Annotated in this window: 14 protein-coding genes and 1 pseudogene; 7 read left to right on the top strand and 8 right to left on the bottom strand. The window is 73.1% G+C overall.

The features are described 5' to 3' along the window. Positions 1-4 precede the first annotated feature (4 nt). The 3 genes from cysC (at position 5) to galT (ending at position 3765) form a co-directional block, all read left to right on the top strand. On the top strand, positions 5-1534 hold the full coding sequence (cysC, locus tag O7606_RS24400; protein ID WP_281596331.1) for an adenylyl-sulfate kinase: 1530 nt from the start codon (positions 5-7) through the stop codon (positions 1532-1534). A gap of 285 nt (positions 1535-1819) precedes the next feature. Next, positions 1820-2644: a DeoR/GlpR family DNA-binding transcription regulator gene (locus tag O7606_RS24395; protein ID WP_281596330.1), complete on the top strand. Its 825-nt coding sequence runs from the start codon at positions 1820-1822 to the stop codon at positions 2642-2644. Continuing rightward, positions 2641-3765, top strand: a complete 1125-nt coding sequence (galT, locus tag O7606_RS24390) for a galactose-1-phosphate uridylyltransferase (protein WP_281596329.1) — start codon at positions 2641-2643, stop codon at positions 3763-3765. The genes O7606_RS24395 and galT overlap by 4 nt, the downstream gene beginning before the upstream one ends. 244 nt (positions 3766-4009) lie before the next feature. On the opposite strand, the gene O7606_RS24385 is transcribed toward galT, so the two are convergent. The 3 genes from O7606_RS24385 to O7606_RS24375 form a co-directional block, all read right to left on the bottom strand. Continuing rightward, positions 4010-5227 (bottom strand): NADP-dependent isocitrate dehydrogenase, encoded by a 1218-nt coding sequence (locus O7606_RS24385; RefSeq protein ID WP_281596328.1) that lies wholly within the window; start codon positions 5225-5227, stop codon positions 4010-4012. A gap of 192 nt (positions 5228-5419) precedes the next feature. Further along, positions 5420-6370 (bottom strand): malate dehydrogenase, encoded by a 951-nt coding sequence (gene mdh, locus O7606_RS24380; protein WP_281596327.1) that lies wholly within the window; start codon positions 6368-6370, stop codon positions 5420-5422. 122 nt (positions 6371-6492) lie between these two features. Then, positions 6493-7350 carry a bifunctional methylenetetrahydrofolate dehydrogenase/methenyltetrahydrofolate cyclohydrolase gene (locus tag O7606_RS24375; protein WP_281596326.1) on the bottom strand — a complete coding sequence of 286 codons (858 nt, stop codon included), beginning with the start codon at positions 7348-7350 and terminating at the stop codon, positions 6493-6495. 274 nt (positions 7351-7624) lie between these two features. Between O7606_RS24375 and O7606_RS24370 the strand changes: the two genes are divergently transcribed. Continuing rightward, complete coding sequence (locus O7606_RS24370) at positions 7625-9223, top strand: ABC transporter substrate-binding protein (RefSeq protein ID WP_281596325.1); 1599 nt, start codon at positions 7625-7627, stop codon at positions 9221-9223. 74 nt (positions 9224-9297) lie between these two features. On the opposite strand, the gene O7606_RS24365 is transcribed toward O7606_RS24370, so the two are convergent. The 3 genes and pseudogenes from O7606_RS24365 to purN all read right to left on the bottom strand — a co-directional run. Then, positions 9298-9588, bottom strand: coding sequence for a hypothetical protein (locus tag O7606_RS24365; protein ID WP_281596324.1), 291 nt, complete (start codon positions 9586-9588; stop codon positions 9298-9300). A gap of 185 nt (positions 9589-9773) precedes the next feature. Then, entirely contained in the window at positions 9774-11345 is a 1572-nt protein-coding gene (gene purH / locus O7606_RS24360) for a bifunctional phosphoribosylaminoimidazolecarboxamide formyltransferase/IMP cyclohydrolase (protein ID WP_281599858.1), read from the bottom strand. 3 nt (positions 11346-11348) lie between these two features. Continuing rightward, positions 11349-11963: pseudogene (gene purN / locus O7606_RS24355) on the bottom strand (phosphoribosylglycinamide formyltransferase); the annotation flags it as partial. A 207-nt stretch (positions 11964-12170) separates the two neighbouring features. Between purN and O7606_RS24350 the strand changes: the two are divergent. Further along, positions 12171-12461 carry a CD225/dispanin family protein gene (locus tag O7606_RS24350; RefSeq protein WP_281596323.1) on the top strand — a complete coding sequence of 97 codons (291 nt, stop codon included), beginning with the start codon at positions 12171-12173 and terminating at the stop codon, positions 12459-12461. A 31-nt stretch (positions 12462-12492) separates the two neighbouring features. Continuing rightward, the gene (locus O7606_RS24345; protein WP_281596322.1) at positions 12493-13104 is read left to right on the top strand and encodes a hypothetical protein; all 612 of its coding nucleotides are present in this window, start codon (positions 12493-12495) and stop codon (positions 13102-13104) included. Between the two features lie 135 nt (positions 13105-13239). Here O7606_RS24345 and O7606_RS24340 read toward each other — a convergent pair whose 3' ends face one another. Beyond that, the gene (locus O7606_RS24340; protein ID WP_281596321.1) at positions 13240-14616 is read right to left on the bottom strand and encodes a DUF6350 family protein; all 1377 of its coding nucleotides are present in this window, start codon (positions 14614-14616) and stop codon (positions 13240-13242) included. Between the two features lie 159 nt (positions 14617-14775). Between O7606_RS24340 and O7606_RS24335 the strand changes: the two genes are divergently transcribed. Further along, complete coding sequence (locus O7606_RS24335; RefSeq protein ID WP_281596320.1) at positions 14776-15033, top strand: DUF4190 domain-containing protein; 258 nt, start codon at positions 14776-14778, stop codon at positions 15031-15033. 60 nt (positions 15034-15093) lie between these two features. On the opposite strand, the gene sucD is transcribed toward O7606_RS24335, so the two are convergent. Continuing rightward, positions 15094-15981, bottom strand: coding sequence for a succinate--CoA ligase subunit alpha (gene sucD / locus O7606_RS24330; protein ID WP_281596319.1), 888 nt, complete (start codon positions 15979-15981; stop codon positions 15094-15096). Position 15982: the final 1 nt, after the last annotated feature.

Below are 15982 nucleotides of genomic sequence, written 5' to 3'. Positions count from 1 at the left end.
TGTGATGAGCAACGGCTGGGTGCTGCCCGACGACGTGCTCCGGGACGCGCCGGTGCACACACCACGTCCGGCCGAGCTGGCCGACCTGGAGTTGCTGCTCAGCGGCGCGTACGCGCCGTTGACCGGCTTCATGACCCGGGCCGACCTGACCTCGCTCAGCCGGCGCGGCCGGCTCGCCGACGGGACGTCCTGGCCGGTGCCGGTGACCCTCCAGGTGCCGGCGGCGGTGGCCGAGGGGCTGCGCCCGGACGACCCGGCGGCGCGGGTGCTGGTGCTCACCGACGGCGAGGGGGCCCCGCTGGCCGCGCTCGACGTGCAGGACGTCTGGCCGGGCCGGGACGGCGCCGCCGGGCTGGGCGGCCCGGTGCACCGGCTCGGAGACGGCGGGCACGCCCCGTTCCGACGGCTGCGCCGCACCCCGGAGGAGGTCAGGGCGCTGCTGCCACCGGGCCGGGTGCTCGGGGTGATCGCCGACCGGCCGCTGCACCGGCCGCAGCTCGCCCAGATCGCGCACACCTCCCGGACGCTCGGCGCGCACCTGCTGGTGATGATCCCGGTGAGCGAGGAAGCCACCGGCGGGCTGCCACCCGAGGCCCTGGTCCGGACGATCTTCGCCGCCCGGGACCGGATGCCGCCGGTGACCGTGGTGACCGTTCCGCTGGCCCGGCGGCACGACGAGATCAGCGACGCGGTGCTGCGGGCCCGGGTCTCCGCCGCGTACGGGGTGACCCATCTCCTCTCCACCAGCGAGACCCTCTCCGGGGCGGGGCTGCGGGTGGTGGTCCCCCGGGAGCTGGCCTACGACAACCGGGACGGGCAGTGGCGGTGGCGGGACGACATCCCGCCGCGCAACCGCAAGCTGCCGCTGCGCCAGGAGGAGATCGACGACCACCTGGACCGGGGCTTCCCGCTGCCCGAGTGGCACACCCCGCCGGCCGTGGCGAAGGAGCTGACCCGGGCCCGTCCCCCACGCCGGCACCGCGGGCTGGTGGTCTTCCTGACCGGGCTCTCCGGGTCGGGCAAGTCGACGATCGCCTCCGGGCTGGCCGACGCGCTCCGGGAGGCCGGGGACCGGACGATCACCCTGCTCGACGGGGACGTGGTGCGCCGGGAGCTCTCCGCCGGCCTGACGTTCAGCCGCGCCGACCGTGATCTCAACGTACGGCGGATCGGCTGGGTGGCCGCCGAGATCGCCAGACACCGGGGGCTGGCGATCTGCTGCCCGATCGCCCCGTACGCGCAGGCCCGGGCGACCGCCCGGGAGATGGCCGAGTCGGCCGGCGCCGGGTTCGTGCTGGTGCACGTGGCCACCCCGCTGGAGGTGTGCGAACAGCGCGACCGCAAGGGCCTGTACGCACGGGCGCGGGCCGGGCTGCTCACCGGGATGACCGGGATCGACGACCCGTACGAGGCGCCGGACGACGCCGACCTGGTGCTCGACACGTCGACCATGTCGATCGAGGAGGGGGTGCAGCAGGTGCTGCGCCTGCTGACCGAGACCGGCTGGGTGGAACCCCGTCTCCAACCCGCCTGAGCCTCTCTCCCTCCTCTCTTTCCGGACCCGCCCCTCGGTCCCGCGCCTCACCCCGCCCGCCCCTCACCCCGCCCGCCCCTCGCCCGGGCGGGCGGGCCTGCCGTTTGCCTGAAATCGGGGCATGCTCCGGCCGGGACACCCCTGTTTCCGCGAAGCCGCGCGGGAAGCCGCGCGGGAAGCCGCGCGCGGAGGCGTGCCTTCCGGGTTGCGTGCCGTACGCGCTAGTGTTCGTCTTTGTTGGAACACGTTCGAGAGCGTCGGAGTGGTGCGGAGCGGAGGTCGGCGATGCTGGCGCGGCAGCGACAGGCGGTCATCCTGGAACGGGTCCGGGCGACCGGCGGCGTACGGGTCACCGAACTGGCCGCCGAGTTCGGGGTCTCCGACATGACCATCCGGCGTGACCTGGACACCCTGCACGCCCAGGGCCGACTGGCCAAGGTGCACGGCGGAGCGACGGTGACCGATCCGTCGTCGGCCGACGAGCCCGGCTTCGACGCGAAGTCCGTCCGGCAGCTCCCCGAGAAGGCGGCCATCGCCGCCCACGCCGCCCGGCTGGTCCGCCCCGGCTCGGCGGTCGCGCTGTCCGCCGGCACCACCACCGCCGAGCTGGCCCGCCGGCTGGTCGGCGTGCCGGGGCTGACCGTGGTGACCAACTCGTTGCGGGTGGCCGAGGTGTTCCACGGCGCCGACCGGTCGGACCAGACCGTCATCCTGACCGGCGGGATCCGTACCCCGTCCGACGCCCTGGTCGGCCCGCTCGCCGTGGCCGCCATCGGCTCGCTGCACCTGGACCTGCTGTTCCTCGGCGTGCACGGGATCAGCGAACGGGCCGGGTTCACCACGCCCAACCTGATGGAGGCGGAAACCAACCGGGCGTTGGTCGCCGCCGCCGACCGGCTGGTGGTGCTCGCCGACCACACCAAGTGGGGGCTGGTCGGCCTCTGCTCGATCGGTGAGCTGGGCAGCGCCGACGTGGTGGTGGTCGACGACCGGCTACCCGACGAGGGCCAGCGGACGCTGGCGGAGCAGGTGGAGGAGCTGATCGTCGTGACGCGGTCGGCGGGAGGCCGCGCGACGGGCGCGACGGCGACAGAAGGGACAGCGACATGAGACGTACGGTCACCACCCTGGCCGACGGACGCGAGCTGATCTATTTCGACGAGCGGGACGACGCGGTACGGGACGAGCCGGACCGGCGGGACCTGCCGCCACCCCCGCCCGCGTCCCAGCTCCGCTACGACCCGCTGCTGGACGAGTGGGTGACGGTGGCCGTACACCGGCAGACCCGGACCTTCCTCCCGCCCGCCGACCAGTGCCCGCTCTGCCCCTCCCGGGAGGGTCGGCCCAGTGAGATCCCGGCGGGCAGTTACGACGTCGCCGTCTTCGAGAACCGTTTCCCGGCGCTGAGCCAACGGATCGTCGACGAGCCGACGGCGGTCACCCCGTTCACCGAGATCCGGCCCGGCGCCGGACGGTGCGAGGTGGTCTGTTTCACCGACGACCACCACGCCTCGTTCGCCAGCCTGCCACCACGCCGGGTCCGGACCGTCCTCGACGCGCTCGCCGACCGCACCGCCGCCATGTACGAGCTGCCCGACGTGGAGCAGGTGTTCTGCTTCGAGAACCGGGGCGTGGAGATCGGGGTCACGCTGCACCACCCGCACGGTCAGGTCTACGGGTACCCGTTCGTCACCCCCCGGACCCGGGCGATGCTGGCCGCCGCCCGCCGGCACGCCGAGCGGACCGGCGGCAACCTCTACGCGGACGTGCTGGCCGCTGAGCGGGCCGCCGGGGAGCGGGTGGTCGCGGCCAACGAGCACTGGACGGCGTACGTGCCGGCGGCGGCGCGCTGGCCGTTCGAGGTGCACCTGGCCCCGCACCGGCCGGTGCTCGACCTGCCGGCGCTGACCGGCCCGGAACGGGACGCCTTCGGCCCGCTCTACCTGGACGTGCTGCGCCGGTTCGACGCGCTCTTCGACATGCCGATGCCGTACATCGCCGCCTGGCACCAGGCGCCGGTACGCGTCGACCGCGAGCTGGGGTACCTGCACCTTCAGGTGTTCAGCATCCGGCGGGCGGTGGACAAGCTGAAGTACCTGGCCGGCTCGGAGTCGGGGATGGGCGTCTTCATCAACGACGTCGCCCCGGAGCGCGCCGCCGCCCTGCTCCGCGCCGCCGCCGGGCCGGCGGGGACGGTCGACGCCGCCGGTACGGCGGTGGCCGTGCCCTGACACCTGGGCCGGTAAGGCGGTGGCCGGGTTCCCGGCCACCTGGGCCGGTACGGCGGTGGCCGGGGTCCCGGCCACCTGGGCCGGCACGGACCCCGGCTCTCGAAGCGGACAGGGCGCTTGGCGCGACTGGCGTCGCGTCCGAACAGGTCAACGGGGCGCGCCGGGCCCAGGTGACGCGACCGGCCTGGCGTGTCGTCACGCCAGGCCGGGTCACGGCGTCCGGGCAGGGACTCTTCCTGCCGCCTCAGGCGGCGAGGCGGCGGGCCAGGTTCTCGTCCAGGGTGTTCATGAACTCGTCGGTGGTCAGCCAGGGGGCGTCCCGCCCGATGAGCAGCGCGAGGTCCTTGGTCATCTGGCCGCCCTCGACGGTGTCGACGATGACCTGCTCCAGGGTGTTGGCGAACTCGGTGACCGCCGGGGTGTCGTCCAGCTTGCCCCGGTGGGCGAGGCCCCGGGTCCAGGCGTAGATCGAGGCGATCGGGTTGGTGGAGGTCTTCTCGCCCTTCTGCCACTGCCGGTAGTGCCGGGTGACGGTGCCGTGGGCGGCCTCGGCCTCGACGGTGCGGCCGTCGGGCGACAGCAGGACCGAGGTCATCAGGCCGAGCGAGCCGAAGCCCTGCGCGACGGTGTCGGACTGCACGTCACCGTCGTAGTTCTTGCAGGCCCAGACGTACCCGCCCTCCCACTTGAGCGCGGCGGCGACCATGTCGTCGATCAGCCGGTGCTCGTAGGTGAGGCCGGCGGCGTCGAACTCGGCCTTGAACTCGTTCTCGAAGACCTCGGCGAAGATGTCCTTGAACCGGCCGTCGTACGCCTTGAGGATGGTGTTCTTGGTCGACATGTAGACCGGGTAGTTGCGGTCCAGGCCGTACCGGAACGAGGCCCGGGCGAAGTCCCGGATCGACTCGTCGAAGTTGTACATGCCCATCGCGATGCCGCCGCCGGGGAAGTTGGCGACCTCCATCTCGACCGGGGCGCCGCCGTCGGACGGGGTGTAGGTGATGGTCACCGTGCCCGGGCCGGGAACGACGAAGTCGGTGGCCTTGTACTGGTCACCGTGGGCGTGCCGGCCGATGATGATCGGCTTGGTCCAGCCGGGGACCAACCGCGGCACGTTGGACATGATGATCGGCTCGCGGAAGACGACGCCGCCGAGGATGTTGCGGATGGTGCCGTTCGGCGACCGCCACATCTTCTTCAGGCCGAACTCCTCGACGCGGGCCTCGTCGGGGGTGATGGTGGCGCACTTGACACCGACGCCGTGCTCCTTGATGGCGTTGGCGGCGTCGACGGTCACCTGGTCGTCGGTCTCGTCGCGGTACTGGATCGACAGGTCGTAGTAGTGCAGGTCGACGTCGAGGTAGGGCAGGATCAGCTGCTCTCGGATCTGCTTCCAGATGATCCGCGTCATCTCGTCGCCGTCGAGTTCCACGACCGGGTTGTTCACCTTGATCTTCGCCATCGGCCGGCGCTCCTCTCAGGGGACACGTGCTCAAGCAGTACGAGCGTACGGCAATCTCCACCCACCCACCCTCCCCACCCCCCGTCCCCCTCCCCGCCCCTCCCTGACACGATCCAGGGCAGATCGTCGTCGCTGGAGATCAACTAACGACGATCTGCCCTGGACCGACGAGGTGAGGGGGTGGGGTGGGGGTTACATGGAGGCTACGTCGGACTGCTTGGCGCGGACGGCTTCGGCGGCCTCCTTGAGGCTGGCCAGCTCGTCGGCGTCCAGGTCGGTCTCGACGACCCGCTTGACGCCGTCGGCGCCCAGCGCGGCCTCCACGCCCAGGTAGACGCCGGAGATGCCGTACTCGCCGTCGACCCAGGCGCAGACCGGCATGACCTCGCCGGAGTCCTCCGCGACGGCCTTGGCCATCCGGGCGGCGGCGGCCGACGGCGCGTAGTACGCCGAACCCGTCTTGAGCAGGGCGACCACCTCGGCCCCGCCGTTGCGGGTCTTGACCACCAGCTCCTCGATCTGCTCGGCCGGCAGCACGTCCCGCAGCGGCTTGCCGTCGACGGTGCTGCGCGACGGGACCGGCACCATGGTGTCGCCGTGCGAGCCCAGGGTGAGGGTCTTCACCGACCGCACCGGCACGCCGAGCGCCTCGGCGACGAAGTTGGAGAACCGGGCGGTGTCGAGCATGCCGGCCTGGCCGAGCACCCGGTTGCGCGGGAACTGGGTGGCGATCTGAGCCAGCGCGGTCATCTCGTCCAGCGGGTTGGACACCACGATGACCACGGCGTTCGGCGCGAACTTGGCGACGTTCTCCGAAACCTGCCGGACGATCTTGGCGTTGGTCTCCAGCAGGTCCATCCGGCTCATGCCCGGCTTGCGGGGCAGACCGGCGGTGATCACCACGACGTCCGAGCCCTCGATGGCCTCGTAACCCTCGCCGTTCGGGCCGGTGGAGACGCCGACGACCTTCGTCTCGAAGCCCTCGATCGCCCGGGACTGGTTCAGGTCGAGGGCGAGACCCGCGGGTTTGCCCTCGACGATGTCGGTGATCACGACGGTGTCGAAGACGTCGTACTCGGCCAGGCGCTGCGCGGTGGTGGAGCCGTAGAAGCCGGCCCCGACGACAGTGACCTTCTTACCCATGGTCGTCCCACTCCCTGCTACCAGTCGGTTTTCCGGACCGTATCAGTCATCGTGACACCGGGCAGGGCAGGGGCGGAGGCATATGACGCAGTAGGCACCGACCGCGCGAACCGGGCCGGAGGTCAGCCTTCGGCCCGCTCGACCACGTTGGTCAGCAGCATGGCGCGGGTCATCGGGCCCACCCCGCCGGGCATCGGGACCAGCTTGCCGGCCACCTCGGCGACCTCCGGGTCGACGTCGCCGGTGTAGCGGCCCTTGCCGTCCGTGCCGATCACCCGGGTGATGCCCACGTCGACCACGGTGGCCCCGGGCCGGACCATGTCGGCGGTGAGCAGGCCGGGCACCCCGGCGGCCACGATCACCACGTCGGCGGCCCGGGTGTGCGCGGTCAGGTCGAGGGTGCCGGTGTGGCAGAGGGTGACGGTGGCGTTCTCACTGCGCCGGGTCAGCAGCAGACCGAGCGGCCGACCGACCGTGTTGCCGCGGCCGACCACGGCGACGTTCGCGCCGCGCAGCGGCACCTCGTGCCGGCGCAGCAGCTCGACGATGCCGCGCGGGGTGCAGGGCAGCGGCCCGTCGTAGCCGAGCACCAGCCGACCGAGGTTGACCGGGTGCAGACCGTCGGCGTCCTTGTCCGGGTCGATCAGCTCCAGCACCCGCTGGGTGTCCAGGTGGCCCGGCAACGGAAGCTGGACGATGTAGCCGTGGCAGGCCGGGTCGGCGTTCAGCTCGGCCAGCACCGCGTCGACCTGCTCCTGGCTGGCGTCGGCGGGCAGCTCCCGCCGCAGCGAGGCGATGCCCACCTCGGCGCAGTCGCGGTGCTTGCCGTTGACGTACGCCTGGGAGCCCGGGTCCGCCCCGACCAGGACGGTGCCCAGCCCGGGGGTGATGCCCCGCTCCGCCAGTGCCTTGACCCGTACCCGCAGCTCGTCCTTGATCTCCGCCGCGGTCGCCTTGCCGTCCAGGATCGTCGCCGTCACGCCCCGATCGTCTCACGCCCGGCACCCGCCGTTGCGCCGACCCGGCCGCGCCGGCCGGCGTGTCCCGCCTGACCTGCGCGGACGCGGGCGCATCGGAACGTGGGATTGTTCACCCTCCGTCACTTTCGCAGGTGGGATGGCCTAGGTTCCCCCAGGCGCGCGCGTCCACCAGACGCGGCGTCAGACCGCCGCCCACGTCCGCCCACGTCGAGCGGACCAGGGCGGGAACCACCGCGCCCGTCCACGAACCCGGGCCGGAGGACGAGGAGGAGCCATGCAGCTTCGAGGGCTCGCCGCCCTGACCGTCGTGCCGCTCGCGTTGACCCTGGGGCTGGCCGCCTGCGGCAGCCGGGAAACAGCCCGGGAACGCGACCCGGACGGCACGGTACGGATCGAGATCGCCGAGCCGCAGCACCTGGTGCCGACGAACACCGTCGAGACCAGCGGGTCGCAGGTGCTCAGCGCGCTGTTCAGCCCGCTTGTCGACTACGACGGGCAGAACAAGCCGTACGAGGAGGCGGCCGAGTCGGTCACCTCGACCGACAACCGGGTCTGGACGGTACGGCTGAAGCCCGGTTACACCTTCCACGACGGCGAGCCGGTCACCGCCGACAGTTACCTCGACGCGTGGAACTACGGGGCGTACGGGCCGAACGAGCAGAACAGCAGCTACTTCTTCGAGAAGATCCTCGGCTACCCCGAGTTGCAGGGCGAGCGGCCGAAGGCCCGGGAGCTGCGCGGGCTGGCCCGGGTCGACGAGCTGACCTTCACCGTCACGCTCGCCGAGCCGTACGCGGATTTCCGGAGCATGCTCGGCTACACCGCCTTCTACCCGCTGCCGGCGGCGGCGTTCACCGCCCCCGGCGTGCTCGACGAGGGGTACGGGCAGGCGCCGATCGGTCAGGGCCCGTTCCGGATGCGCGGGGTCTGGCAGCACGACGCCAGCATCACCGTGGAGCGGTACGACGCGTTCCCCGGGCAGCAGCCCCGGGTGGCCGGCGTGGACTTCCGGATCTACCAGCAGCCCGGCGCGGCCTACGAGGACGTCCTCTCGGACAACCTGGACGTGATCAAGACCATCCCGACCGACCGGCTCGCCACCGCCGGCGCGGAGCTGGGCGACCGGTTCCGGCAGAGCCCCGCCTCGTCGCTGGAGTTGTTGGCCTTCCCCACGTTCGAGAAGGAGTTCGCCGACCCCCGGGTCCGGCGGGCCATCTCGATGGCGATCGACCGGGAGGCGATCAGCGACTCGGTGTTCCACGGGTCCGAGCCGCCGGCCCGCTCGTTCGTGTCGCCGGTGGTCGCCGGCTACCGGGAGGACACCATCCGGTCCGCCGGCGAGCACGACCCGGCGCAGGCCCGCAAGCTGTACGAGGAGGCCGGCGGGCCGGCGCGGATCGAGTTGTCGTACAACAACGACGGCGGACACCAGGCGTGGATCGAGGCGACCTGCGGACAGCTCCGGTCGAACCTGGGGGTGGAGTGCGTGGGCAGCGCGGTGCCCCGCTTCACCGACCTGCTGACCGCGGTGGAACGGCGGGAGCCGGTCGGGCTGTTCCGGATGGGCTGGGTGATGGACCACCCGTCGATGGAGAACTACCTCGGGCCGCTCTACAGCAGCACCGGCTCGGCCAACTACTACGGGTACGCCAACCCGCAGTTCGACCGGCTACTGGCCGAGGGGGCGCGGGCGGCCACCGAGGAGGCGGCGATCCGGAAGTACCAGCAGGCGGAGGACCTGCTGGCCCGGGACCTGCCGGTGATCCCGCTGCGGCACGGGCAGAACGTCTTCGGCCACTCCACGAGGGTGCGCAACGTGGAGATGGACCTGTTCGACCGGGTCGACCTGCTCACCGTCGAGGCCCTGCGCTAGCCGTGCCGCCCGGCCCCGCCCTCCCGCCGACGTGGGCACGGGACACGGGAGCGCGGGGCGTCGCTGGTCAGGGATCACTCAGGGCGGGGCGGCGTGCCGGCGTGGTTGAAGTACCACCCGTCGTTGACGGTGCCGGAGAGGTCACGGTATCCGCACTTGCCGGTGACGTAGCCGATCGCCCGGAACTCGTCCCTGATCCGGAGGCACTCCTCCTGGCTCCCGAACGGCCCCTCGGAATAGATCGGGTCCCAGCGGGGCGCCGGAGAGGAGAACGCCTGCGCCGGACCCGGCGACACCAGGAGGGTGGCGGCCACCGCCGCCAGGCCGGCGGCGGTCCGGGCGACCCTCGATCGGCTGATCATCATCTCGGCTCCTGTCCACTGTGGACCGTCGGCGTACGCGGCTCCCGACCGGAGTGGTCGGACGACAGATCAGAGCCTAACCACCGCGTCACCGTACGTCCATGCCGCCGATACTCCACGCATAACGACCACGGCTCCCTCCGACGGCGACAGGTGGCTGCCGGAGGGAGCCGGTGGTATCGGCACGCTCAGTGGAAGAAGTGCCGGGTACCGGTGAGGTACATGGTGACGCCGGCCTCGGCGGCGGCGGCGATCACCTCGTCGTCGCGGATCGAGCCGCCCGGCTGGACCACCGCGCGGACCCCGGCGTCGACGAGCACCCTGAGCCCGTCGGCGAACGGGAAGAACGCGTCGGAGGCGGCGACCGCGCCCTTGGCCCGGTCCGCGCCGGCCCGGCTCACCGCGAGGTGCGCCGAGTCGACCCGGTTGACCTGGCCCATGCCGACCCCGACGGTCGCGCCGTCGGCGGCGAGCAGGATCGCGTTGCTCTTCACCGAGCGGACCGCCCGCCAGGCGAACGCCAGCTCGCGCAGCAGGTCGTCGTCGGCCGGGTCGCCCGACACCAGCCGCCAGGCGGCCGGGTCGTCGCCGTCGGCGTCCACCCGGTCGGCGAGCTGCACCAGCACGCCGCCACCGACCTGCCGCCACTCGGCCGGCGGCGGGGCCCAGGCCGGGGCGCGCAGCAGGCGCAGGTTCTTCTTCGCCCGGAGCACCTCGACCGCGCCGGCCTCGAACTCGGGCGCCACCAGCACCTCGGTGAAGATCTCCGCGACCTGCCCGGCCAGCTCGACGGTGACCGGCCGGTTGACCGCGATCACGCCGCCGTACGCGGACACCGGGTCACAGGCGTGCGCCTTGCGGTGGGCGTCGGCCACGTCCGTGCCGACCGCGATGCCGCACGGGTTGGCGTGCTTGATGATCGCCACGGCCGGCCGGTCGGCGAAGTCGTTCGCGGCCCGCCAGGCGGCGTCCGCGTCGACGTAGTTGTTGTAGGACATCTCCTTGCCGTGCAACTGCTCGGCCTGCGCCAGCCCGGCCGGGGCGTCCGGGTCGGTGTAGAGGGCGGCCCGCTGGTGCGGGTTCTCGCCGTAGCGCAGCGCCCGCTGGGCGCGCAGCCCCAGCCCGGTGAAGGCGGGCCACTCCTCGCCTTCGGGGGCGAGCCGGGTGGCGCACCAGTTCGCCACGGCCACGTCGTACTCGGCGATGTCGGCGAACGCGCGGGCGGCGAGCGCGCGACGCTGCGCCAGCGTGAAGCCGCCGCCGTCGAGGGCGGCGCGCACCAGCGGGTACGCCGACACGTCGGTCACCACGGCCACCGAGGCGTGGTTCTTCGCGGCGGCGCGGACCATCGCCGGACCGCCGATGTCGATCTGCTCGACGCACTCGTCCAGGCCCGCGCCGGAGGCCACGGTGGCCTGGAACGGGTACAGGTTGGAGACCAGCAGGTCGACGCCGGTGATGCCGTGCGCGGCGAGCTGGTCGACGTGCGACTCCTTGCGCAGATCGGCCAGCAGGCCGCCGTGGATCGACGGGTGCAGGGTCTTCACCCGGCCGTCGAGGATCTCCGGGAAACCGGTCACCGTCTCGACGGCGGTCACCGGAACGCCGGTCGCCGCGATCGTCGCCGCGGTGCTGCCGGTCGACACGATCTCGACCCCGGCGGCGTGCAGGGCCTGGGCCAGCTCCGCCAGCCCGGTCTTGTCGTAGACGCTGACCAGCGCCCGCCGGATCGGCCGACGCCCGTCCTCGGGGGTGTTCACTCCGATGGTGACCTTTCTTCCGGTGATCGTCCAACCTTCGCGGACCAGGCGGCCGACCTGCTCGACGAGCTGCCGCCGCTCGGCGACCTTGATCCGCTCGGTGAGCGTCTCCTCGTCGTCGTCGGGCCGGACCGGCACCGCGACCTGGGCCACGATCGGCCCGGTGTCGGTGCCCGCGTCCACGAAGAACAGCGTGGCCCCGGTGATCCGCACGCCGTACGCGAGGGCGTCGCGGGGGCCGTGGATGCCCGGGAAGGCCGGCAGCAGGGTGTTGTGGGTGTTGAGGTAGCGGTCGCCGAACGCGGCCAGGAAACGCGCGCCGACGAGCTTCAGGAAACCGGCGGAGACCACCAGGTCGGGGCGGTGCGCGGCGACCCGGGCGGCGAGCGCGGCGTCCCACTCCTCGCGGGTCGGGTGGTCCTTCAGCCGCTCCACGAAGGTGGGCACGCCGGCGGCGGCGGCCCGGTCCAGGCCGGCGATGCCGTCCCGGTCCGCGCCCACCGCGACCACCCGGGCGCCGTACGCCGGGTCGGCGGCGGCGTCGAGCAACGCCTGGAGGTTGCTGCCGGAGCCGGAGACGAGGACGACGATGCGGGCGACGGACGCGGGCTCGGTCACCCGGTCACCCTATCGGGCAACCCGTGCGGCCCTTCCGCTGGCCGGCATCCGGGCCGGTCGGCCCCGACCGTGGGACGACCGCAGGTCAGCGCCAGCAGAAGTCGCACCGAACAGGTACTCTGCCGACGCTCGAACCTCGACCCGTGCCGGTGGCTTCCCCGCACGTCACGCAACCGGTCCGGTCACCCGAACAAGGAGTCATACTCGATGCAGCCCGGATACCCTTCCCAGCCGCCCCAGGTCGACAACAACATGACCATGTCGATCGTCGCGATCTTCCTGTTCTGGCCGCTGGCCATCCCCGCCCTGATCAACGCCTCGAAGGTCAACCCGCTGCTCCAGCAGGGTGACTACGCCGGGGCGCAGGCGGCGGCCGCGGAGAGCAAGAAGTGGTCGAAGTGGGCCCTCATCGTCGGTCTCGTCTGGTACGCCATCTCGCTCGTCTGCTGCCTGCTGGGCGGTCTCGGGTCGATCATGAGCGCCGACACGACCGTCTGAGTCGTCCTCAGCCCCAATAAAGGGAGTTCACATGCAGCCCGGTAACCCCGGTCAGGACCCGTACGGCCAGCAGCCGCCGCAGGACCCGACCTCGCCGCAGTACTCCGACCCGTACGCCCAGCCGCCGCAGGCGCCCTACGGCCAGCAGCCGCACGACCCGTACGGCCAACAGCCCACCTCGGGTCAGCCGTACGGGCAGCAGCCCACCTCGGGCACGCCGTACGGGCAGCAGCCGCACGACCCGTACGGGCAGCAGCCCACCTCGGGTCAGCCGTACGGGCAGCAGTACTCCGATCCGTACGGGCAGCAGCCGCAGCAGCCGTACGGCGCGGCGCCGGGCTACCCGGCCGGCGGGTACGGTCCGGGGCCGGCGCCGCAGAACAACACGCTCGGCCTGGCCGCCATGATCGTCGGCATCACCTCGATCGTGTTCGCGATCTGCTGCGCGGCCCTCGGCATCGTGCTCGGCATCGCCGGCGTGGTGCTCGGCGTGCTGGGCCAGAAGAAGGCCGCCCAGGGGCTGGCCAACAACCGCAGTCAGGCCACCACCGGCCTGGTCACCGGCGCGGTCGGCATCGTCCTCGGGCTGGTCAACGTGGTGGTCGGGGCGGCGCTCAACCTGGATTCGCTGAACCTGCCCTGACGGGGGCGCACGTCGCACGGGGCGTCCGGAGCCTGCCGGGCGCCCCGTCGCCGTACCCGCCGGTCGGTCACCCGTCCCGCACGCCGGCCGGGACCGGTCGGTGGCCGGGGACGATCGAAGAGATGACGGTCGGCCTCAGTCGGTGACCGGTCTGGCCCGGCGGGCGGGCGGACGGGCGTCGGCCTCGGTCGGTGGCCGCGCGGACGGGGACGACGTGGGGCGGGCGGGGCGGTCCGGGCGGGTGAAGGCGCGGGTGGCGGCGGCCCCCATCAGCGCGCCGACCGCGACGACCGCGGCGGCCACGGCGGCCACCTGCCAGGCGGCCGGCCCCAGGTCGGCGAGGCGACCACCGCCGAGCGGCCCCCCGGAGGCCGCCGCCGCCGCGCCGAGCAGCAGCCCGACCACCGGGCCGGCGAGCGTCGCCGCGCCGAGCAGCGGCCCCCAGCCGGGCGGCGTCCGGTCGTCGCCGGTCGACCGGAGCAGCCGGCGGGCCAGCAGCCAGCCGGCCGCCATGCCGATCAGCACCGGCGCCGCGAGCAGCAGCGCGCCCACTCCGTCGACCGGCCCGCGCGGCAGCCCGGCCAGCAGGGGTACGGCCGGCAGCGCGCCGACGGACACCTCGCTGGTGCGGACCGCCGTGTCGACCCCGACGGCGAACCCGGGCCCGAGCAGGTAACTGCTCGCCCAGATCGCGGCGTTCGGCGCGTAGGCGAGGCTGACCAGGGTGATGCCGGCCTGCCCGGCCACGCCCGTCCGGTACGCCCCGATCATGTCGGCGGCCTCCCCGCCGCCGGTGGCGATGGCCAGCCCGGCCACGCCCGCGCCCGCGCCGGCCAGCAGCAGCCCGGCGACCAGACCGGTGCGGACCCCGTCGCGCAGCACGGCGGGCGCCTGCCGGGCCCACGCCCCGGCGGCGCCGGTGGTGCGCAACGCCCCGGCCAGCGCGGCCGCCCCGGCGACCGCCCCGAAAACCCCGACGGCCCGCACCGGATCCGCGCCCGGGGTGGCGAGCAGCGCGGCGGGCACGCCGAGCAGCGCGTACCCGAGGGCGACCGCGCCCGCGGCGACGAACGCCGGACGGGTCTCCCCGCTGCCCCGCGCGCCGAGCGCCCGGGTGGCGTGCACGCCGGCCCGGATCAGCCGCCACACCACCAGGCCGGTGAGCGCCAGCGGGGCGAGCCCGAACGGGCCGGCGGCGGTGGCGAGCGGGACGCCGTGGCCGAGCAGCCAGCCGGCCAGGCCGGCGCGCGCCGCCCCGCCCAGCGAGCCGGCGTCCTCGCTGACCTGCACGAGCCCGAGCACGACGACGACCGGAAGGTACGAGGTGAGGGCGGCCCAACCGGCGGCCACCGCGGCGGCGACGGCGAGCGGGGCCCGCCCGGCCCCGGTCCGCCCCGGCGGCCGGGTGGGTGGCCGCCGCGCCGGCGGCCGGCGGCCGGCACGCCGGTCGGGCCGGGTGTCGGTGTCGGCACCGGCGGAACGGCGGGGCTGATCAGGGGCGCTGGCGGACATCGGGTTCTACTCTGGCACGCCCGACCGGCGGCGGCAGTCCGATAACCCGTCGGATCGTGGTGAGTTCGGTGATCCTTCCGCCCCGGACGGCCCATCCGGTCTAGCCTCGGCGCAGGCGCGGCCGGTCGGTCGTCGCCGCAGGACCGTACGGAGGATGCCGTGTCCGCTCCCTACGCCCCACCTCCGCCGGCCGCCGCCGGCCGGGACCGCACCACCCTCTGGGGGGTGCTCGGCATCGTCTTCGGTCTGTTCTGCTGCGGTCTGCTGGGCATCGTCTTCGGCTACCTGTCGATCCGGGACGCCCGCCGTTACGGCCAGTCCCAGGTCCTCGGCTGGCTGGCCATCGCCTTCGGCGTCATCAACATCATCGGTAGCGCGGTCCTGCGGGCCACCGGCAACTACCCCGGCTGGAACTGACCGACAGACGGCGAAGGGGAACGACCAGGCGGTCGGTCCCCTTCGCCGGGTACGTCGGGCTCAGCCGGCGGACATGATCTCCCGCATCAGCTTGGCGGTCTCGGTCGGGGTCTTGCCGACCTTGACGCCGACCGCCTCCAGCGCCTCCTTCTTCGCCTCGGCGGTGCCCGCCGAGCCGGAGATGATCGCGCCGGCGTGACCCATGGTCTTGCCGGGCGGGGCGGTGAAGCCGGCGATGTAGCCGACCACCGGCTTGGTCACGTTCGACTTGATGAACTCGGCGGCCCGCTCCTCGGCGTCGCCGCCGATCTCGCCGATCATCACGATCGCGTCGGTGTCCGGGTCGGCCTCGAACGCCGCCAGGGCGTCGATGTGGGTGGTGCCGATGATCGGGTCGCCACCGATGCCGACGCAGGTCGAGAAGCCGATGTCGCGCAACTCGTACATCATCTGGTAGGTCAGCGTGCCGCTCTTGCTGACCAGGCCGATCCGGCCGGAGCCGGTGATGTCGGCCGGGATGATGCCGGCGTTGGACGCGCCCGGCGAGGCGATGCCGGGGCAGTTCGGCCCGACGATGCGGGTCCGCTCGCCCTGCGCCACGTTGTACGCCCAGAAGGCGGCGGTGTCGTGCACCGGGACGCCTTCGGTGATCACCACGGCCAGGCCGATGCCGGCGTCGATCGCCTCGACCACCGCGCCCTTGGTGAACTGCGGCGGCACGAAGATCACCGTGACGTCCGCGCCGGTCTCCTTCATGGCGTCGGCCACGCTGGCGAAGACCGGCAGCTCGGTGCCGTCGAAGTCGACGGTGGTGCCGGCCTTGCGCGGGTTCACGCCACCGACCACCTGGGTGCCGGCGGCGAGCATCCGCCGGGTGTGCTTTGACCCCTCGGAGCCGGTCATCCCCTGCACGATGACCTTCGAGTCCTTGGTCAGCCAGATCGCCATC

This window comes from Micromonospora sp. WMMD882 (assembly GCF_027497255.1).
Lineage (GTDB): Bacteria > Actinomycetota > Actinomycetes > Mycobacteriales > Micromonosporaceae > Micromonospora.
Note: the sequence above shows the minus strand (reverse complement) of the source record. Positions and strands in the feature narration are given on the sequence as shown.

Bases quoted from the DNA above. Each gene is read 5' to 3' on its own strand.
- galT (WP_281596329.1), top strand. From the start codon at position 2,641: ATGAGACGTACGGTCACCACCCTGGCCGACGGACGCGAGCTGATCTAT.
- O7606_RS24345 (WP_281596322.1), top strand. From the start codon at position 12,493: ATGCAGCCCGGTAACCCCGGTCAGGACCCGTACGGCCAGCAGCCGCCG.
- O7606_RS24370 (WP_281596325.1), top strand. From the start codon at position 7,625: ATGCAGCTTCGAGGGCTCGCCGCCCTGACCGTCGTGCCGCTCGCGTTG.
- cysC (WP_281596331.1), top strand. From the start codon at position 5: ATGAGCAACGGCTGGGTGCTGCCCGACGACGTGCTCCGGGACGCGCCG.
- sucD (WP_281596319.1), bottom strand. From the start codon at position 15,981: ATGGCGATCTGGCTGACCAAGGACTCGAAGGTCATCGTGCAGGGGATG.
- O7606_RS24395 (WP_281596330.1), top strand. From the start codon at position 1,820: ATGCTGGCGCGGCAGCGACAGGCGGTCATCCTGGAACGGGTCCGGGCG.
- O7606_RS24385 (WP_281596328.1), bottom strand. From the start codon at position 5,227: ATGGCGAAGATCAAGGTGAACAACCCGGTCGTGGAACTCGACGGCGAC.
- O7606_RS24365 (WP_281596324.1), bottom strand. From the start codon at position 9,588: ATGATGATCAGCCGATCGAGGGTCGCCCGGACCGCCGCCGGCCTGGCG.
- O7606_RS24350 (WP_281596323.1), top strand. From the start codon at position 12,171: ATGCAGCCCGGATACCCTTCCCAGCCGCCCCAGGTCGACAACAACATG.
- O7606_RS24340 (WP_281596321.1), bottom strand. From the start codon at position 14,616: ATGTCCGCCAGCGCCCCTGATCAGCCCCGCCGTTCCGCCGGTGCCGAC.
- mdh (WP_281596327.1), bottom strand. From the start codon at position 6,370: ATGGGTAAGAAGGTCACTGTCGTCGGGGCCGGCTTCTACGGCTCCACC.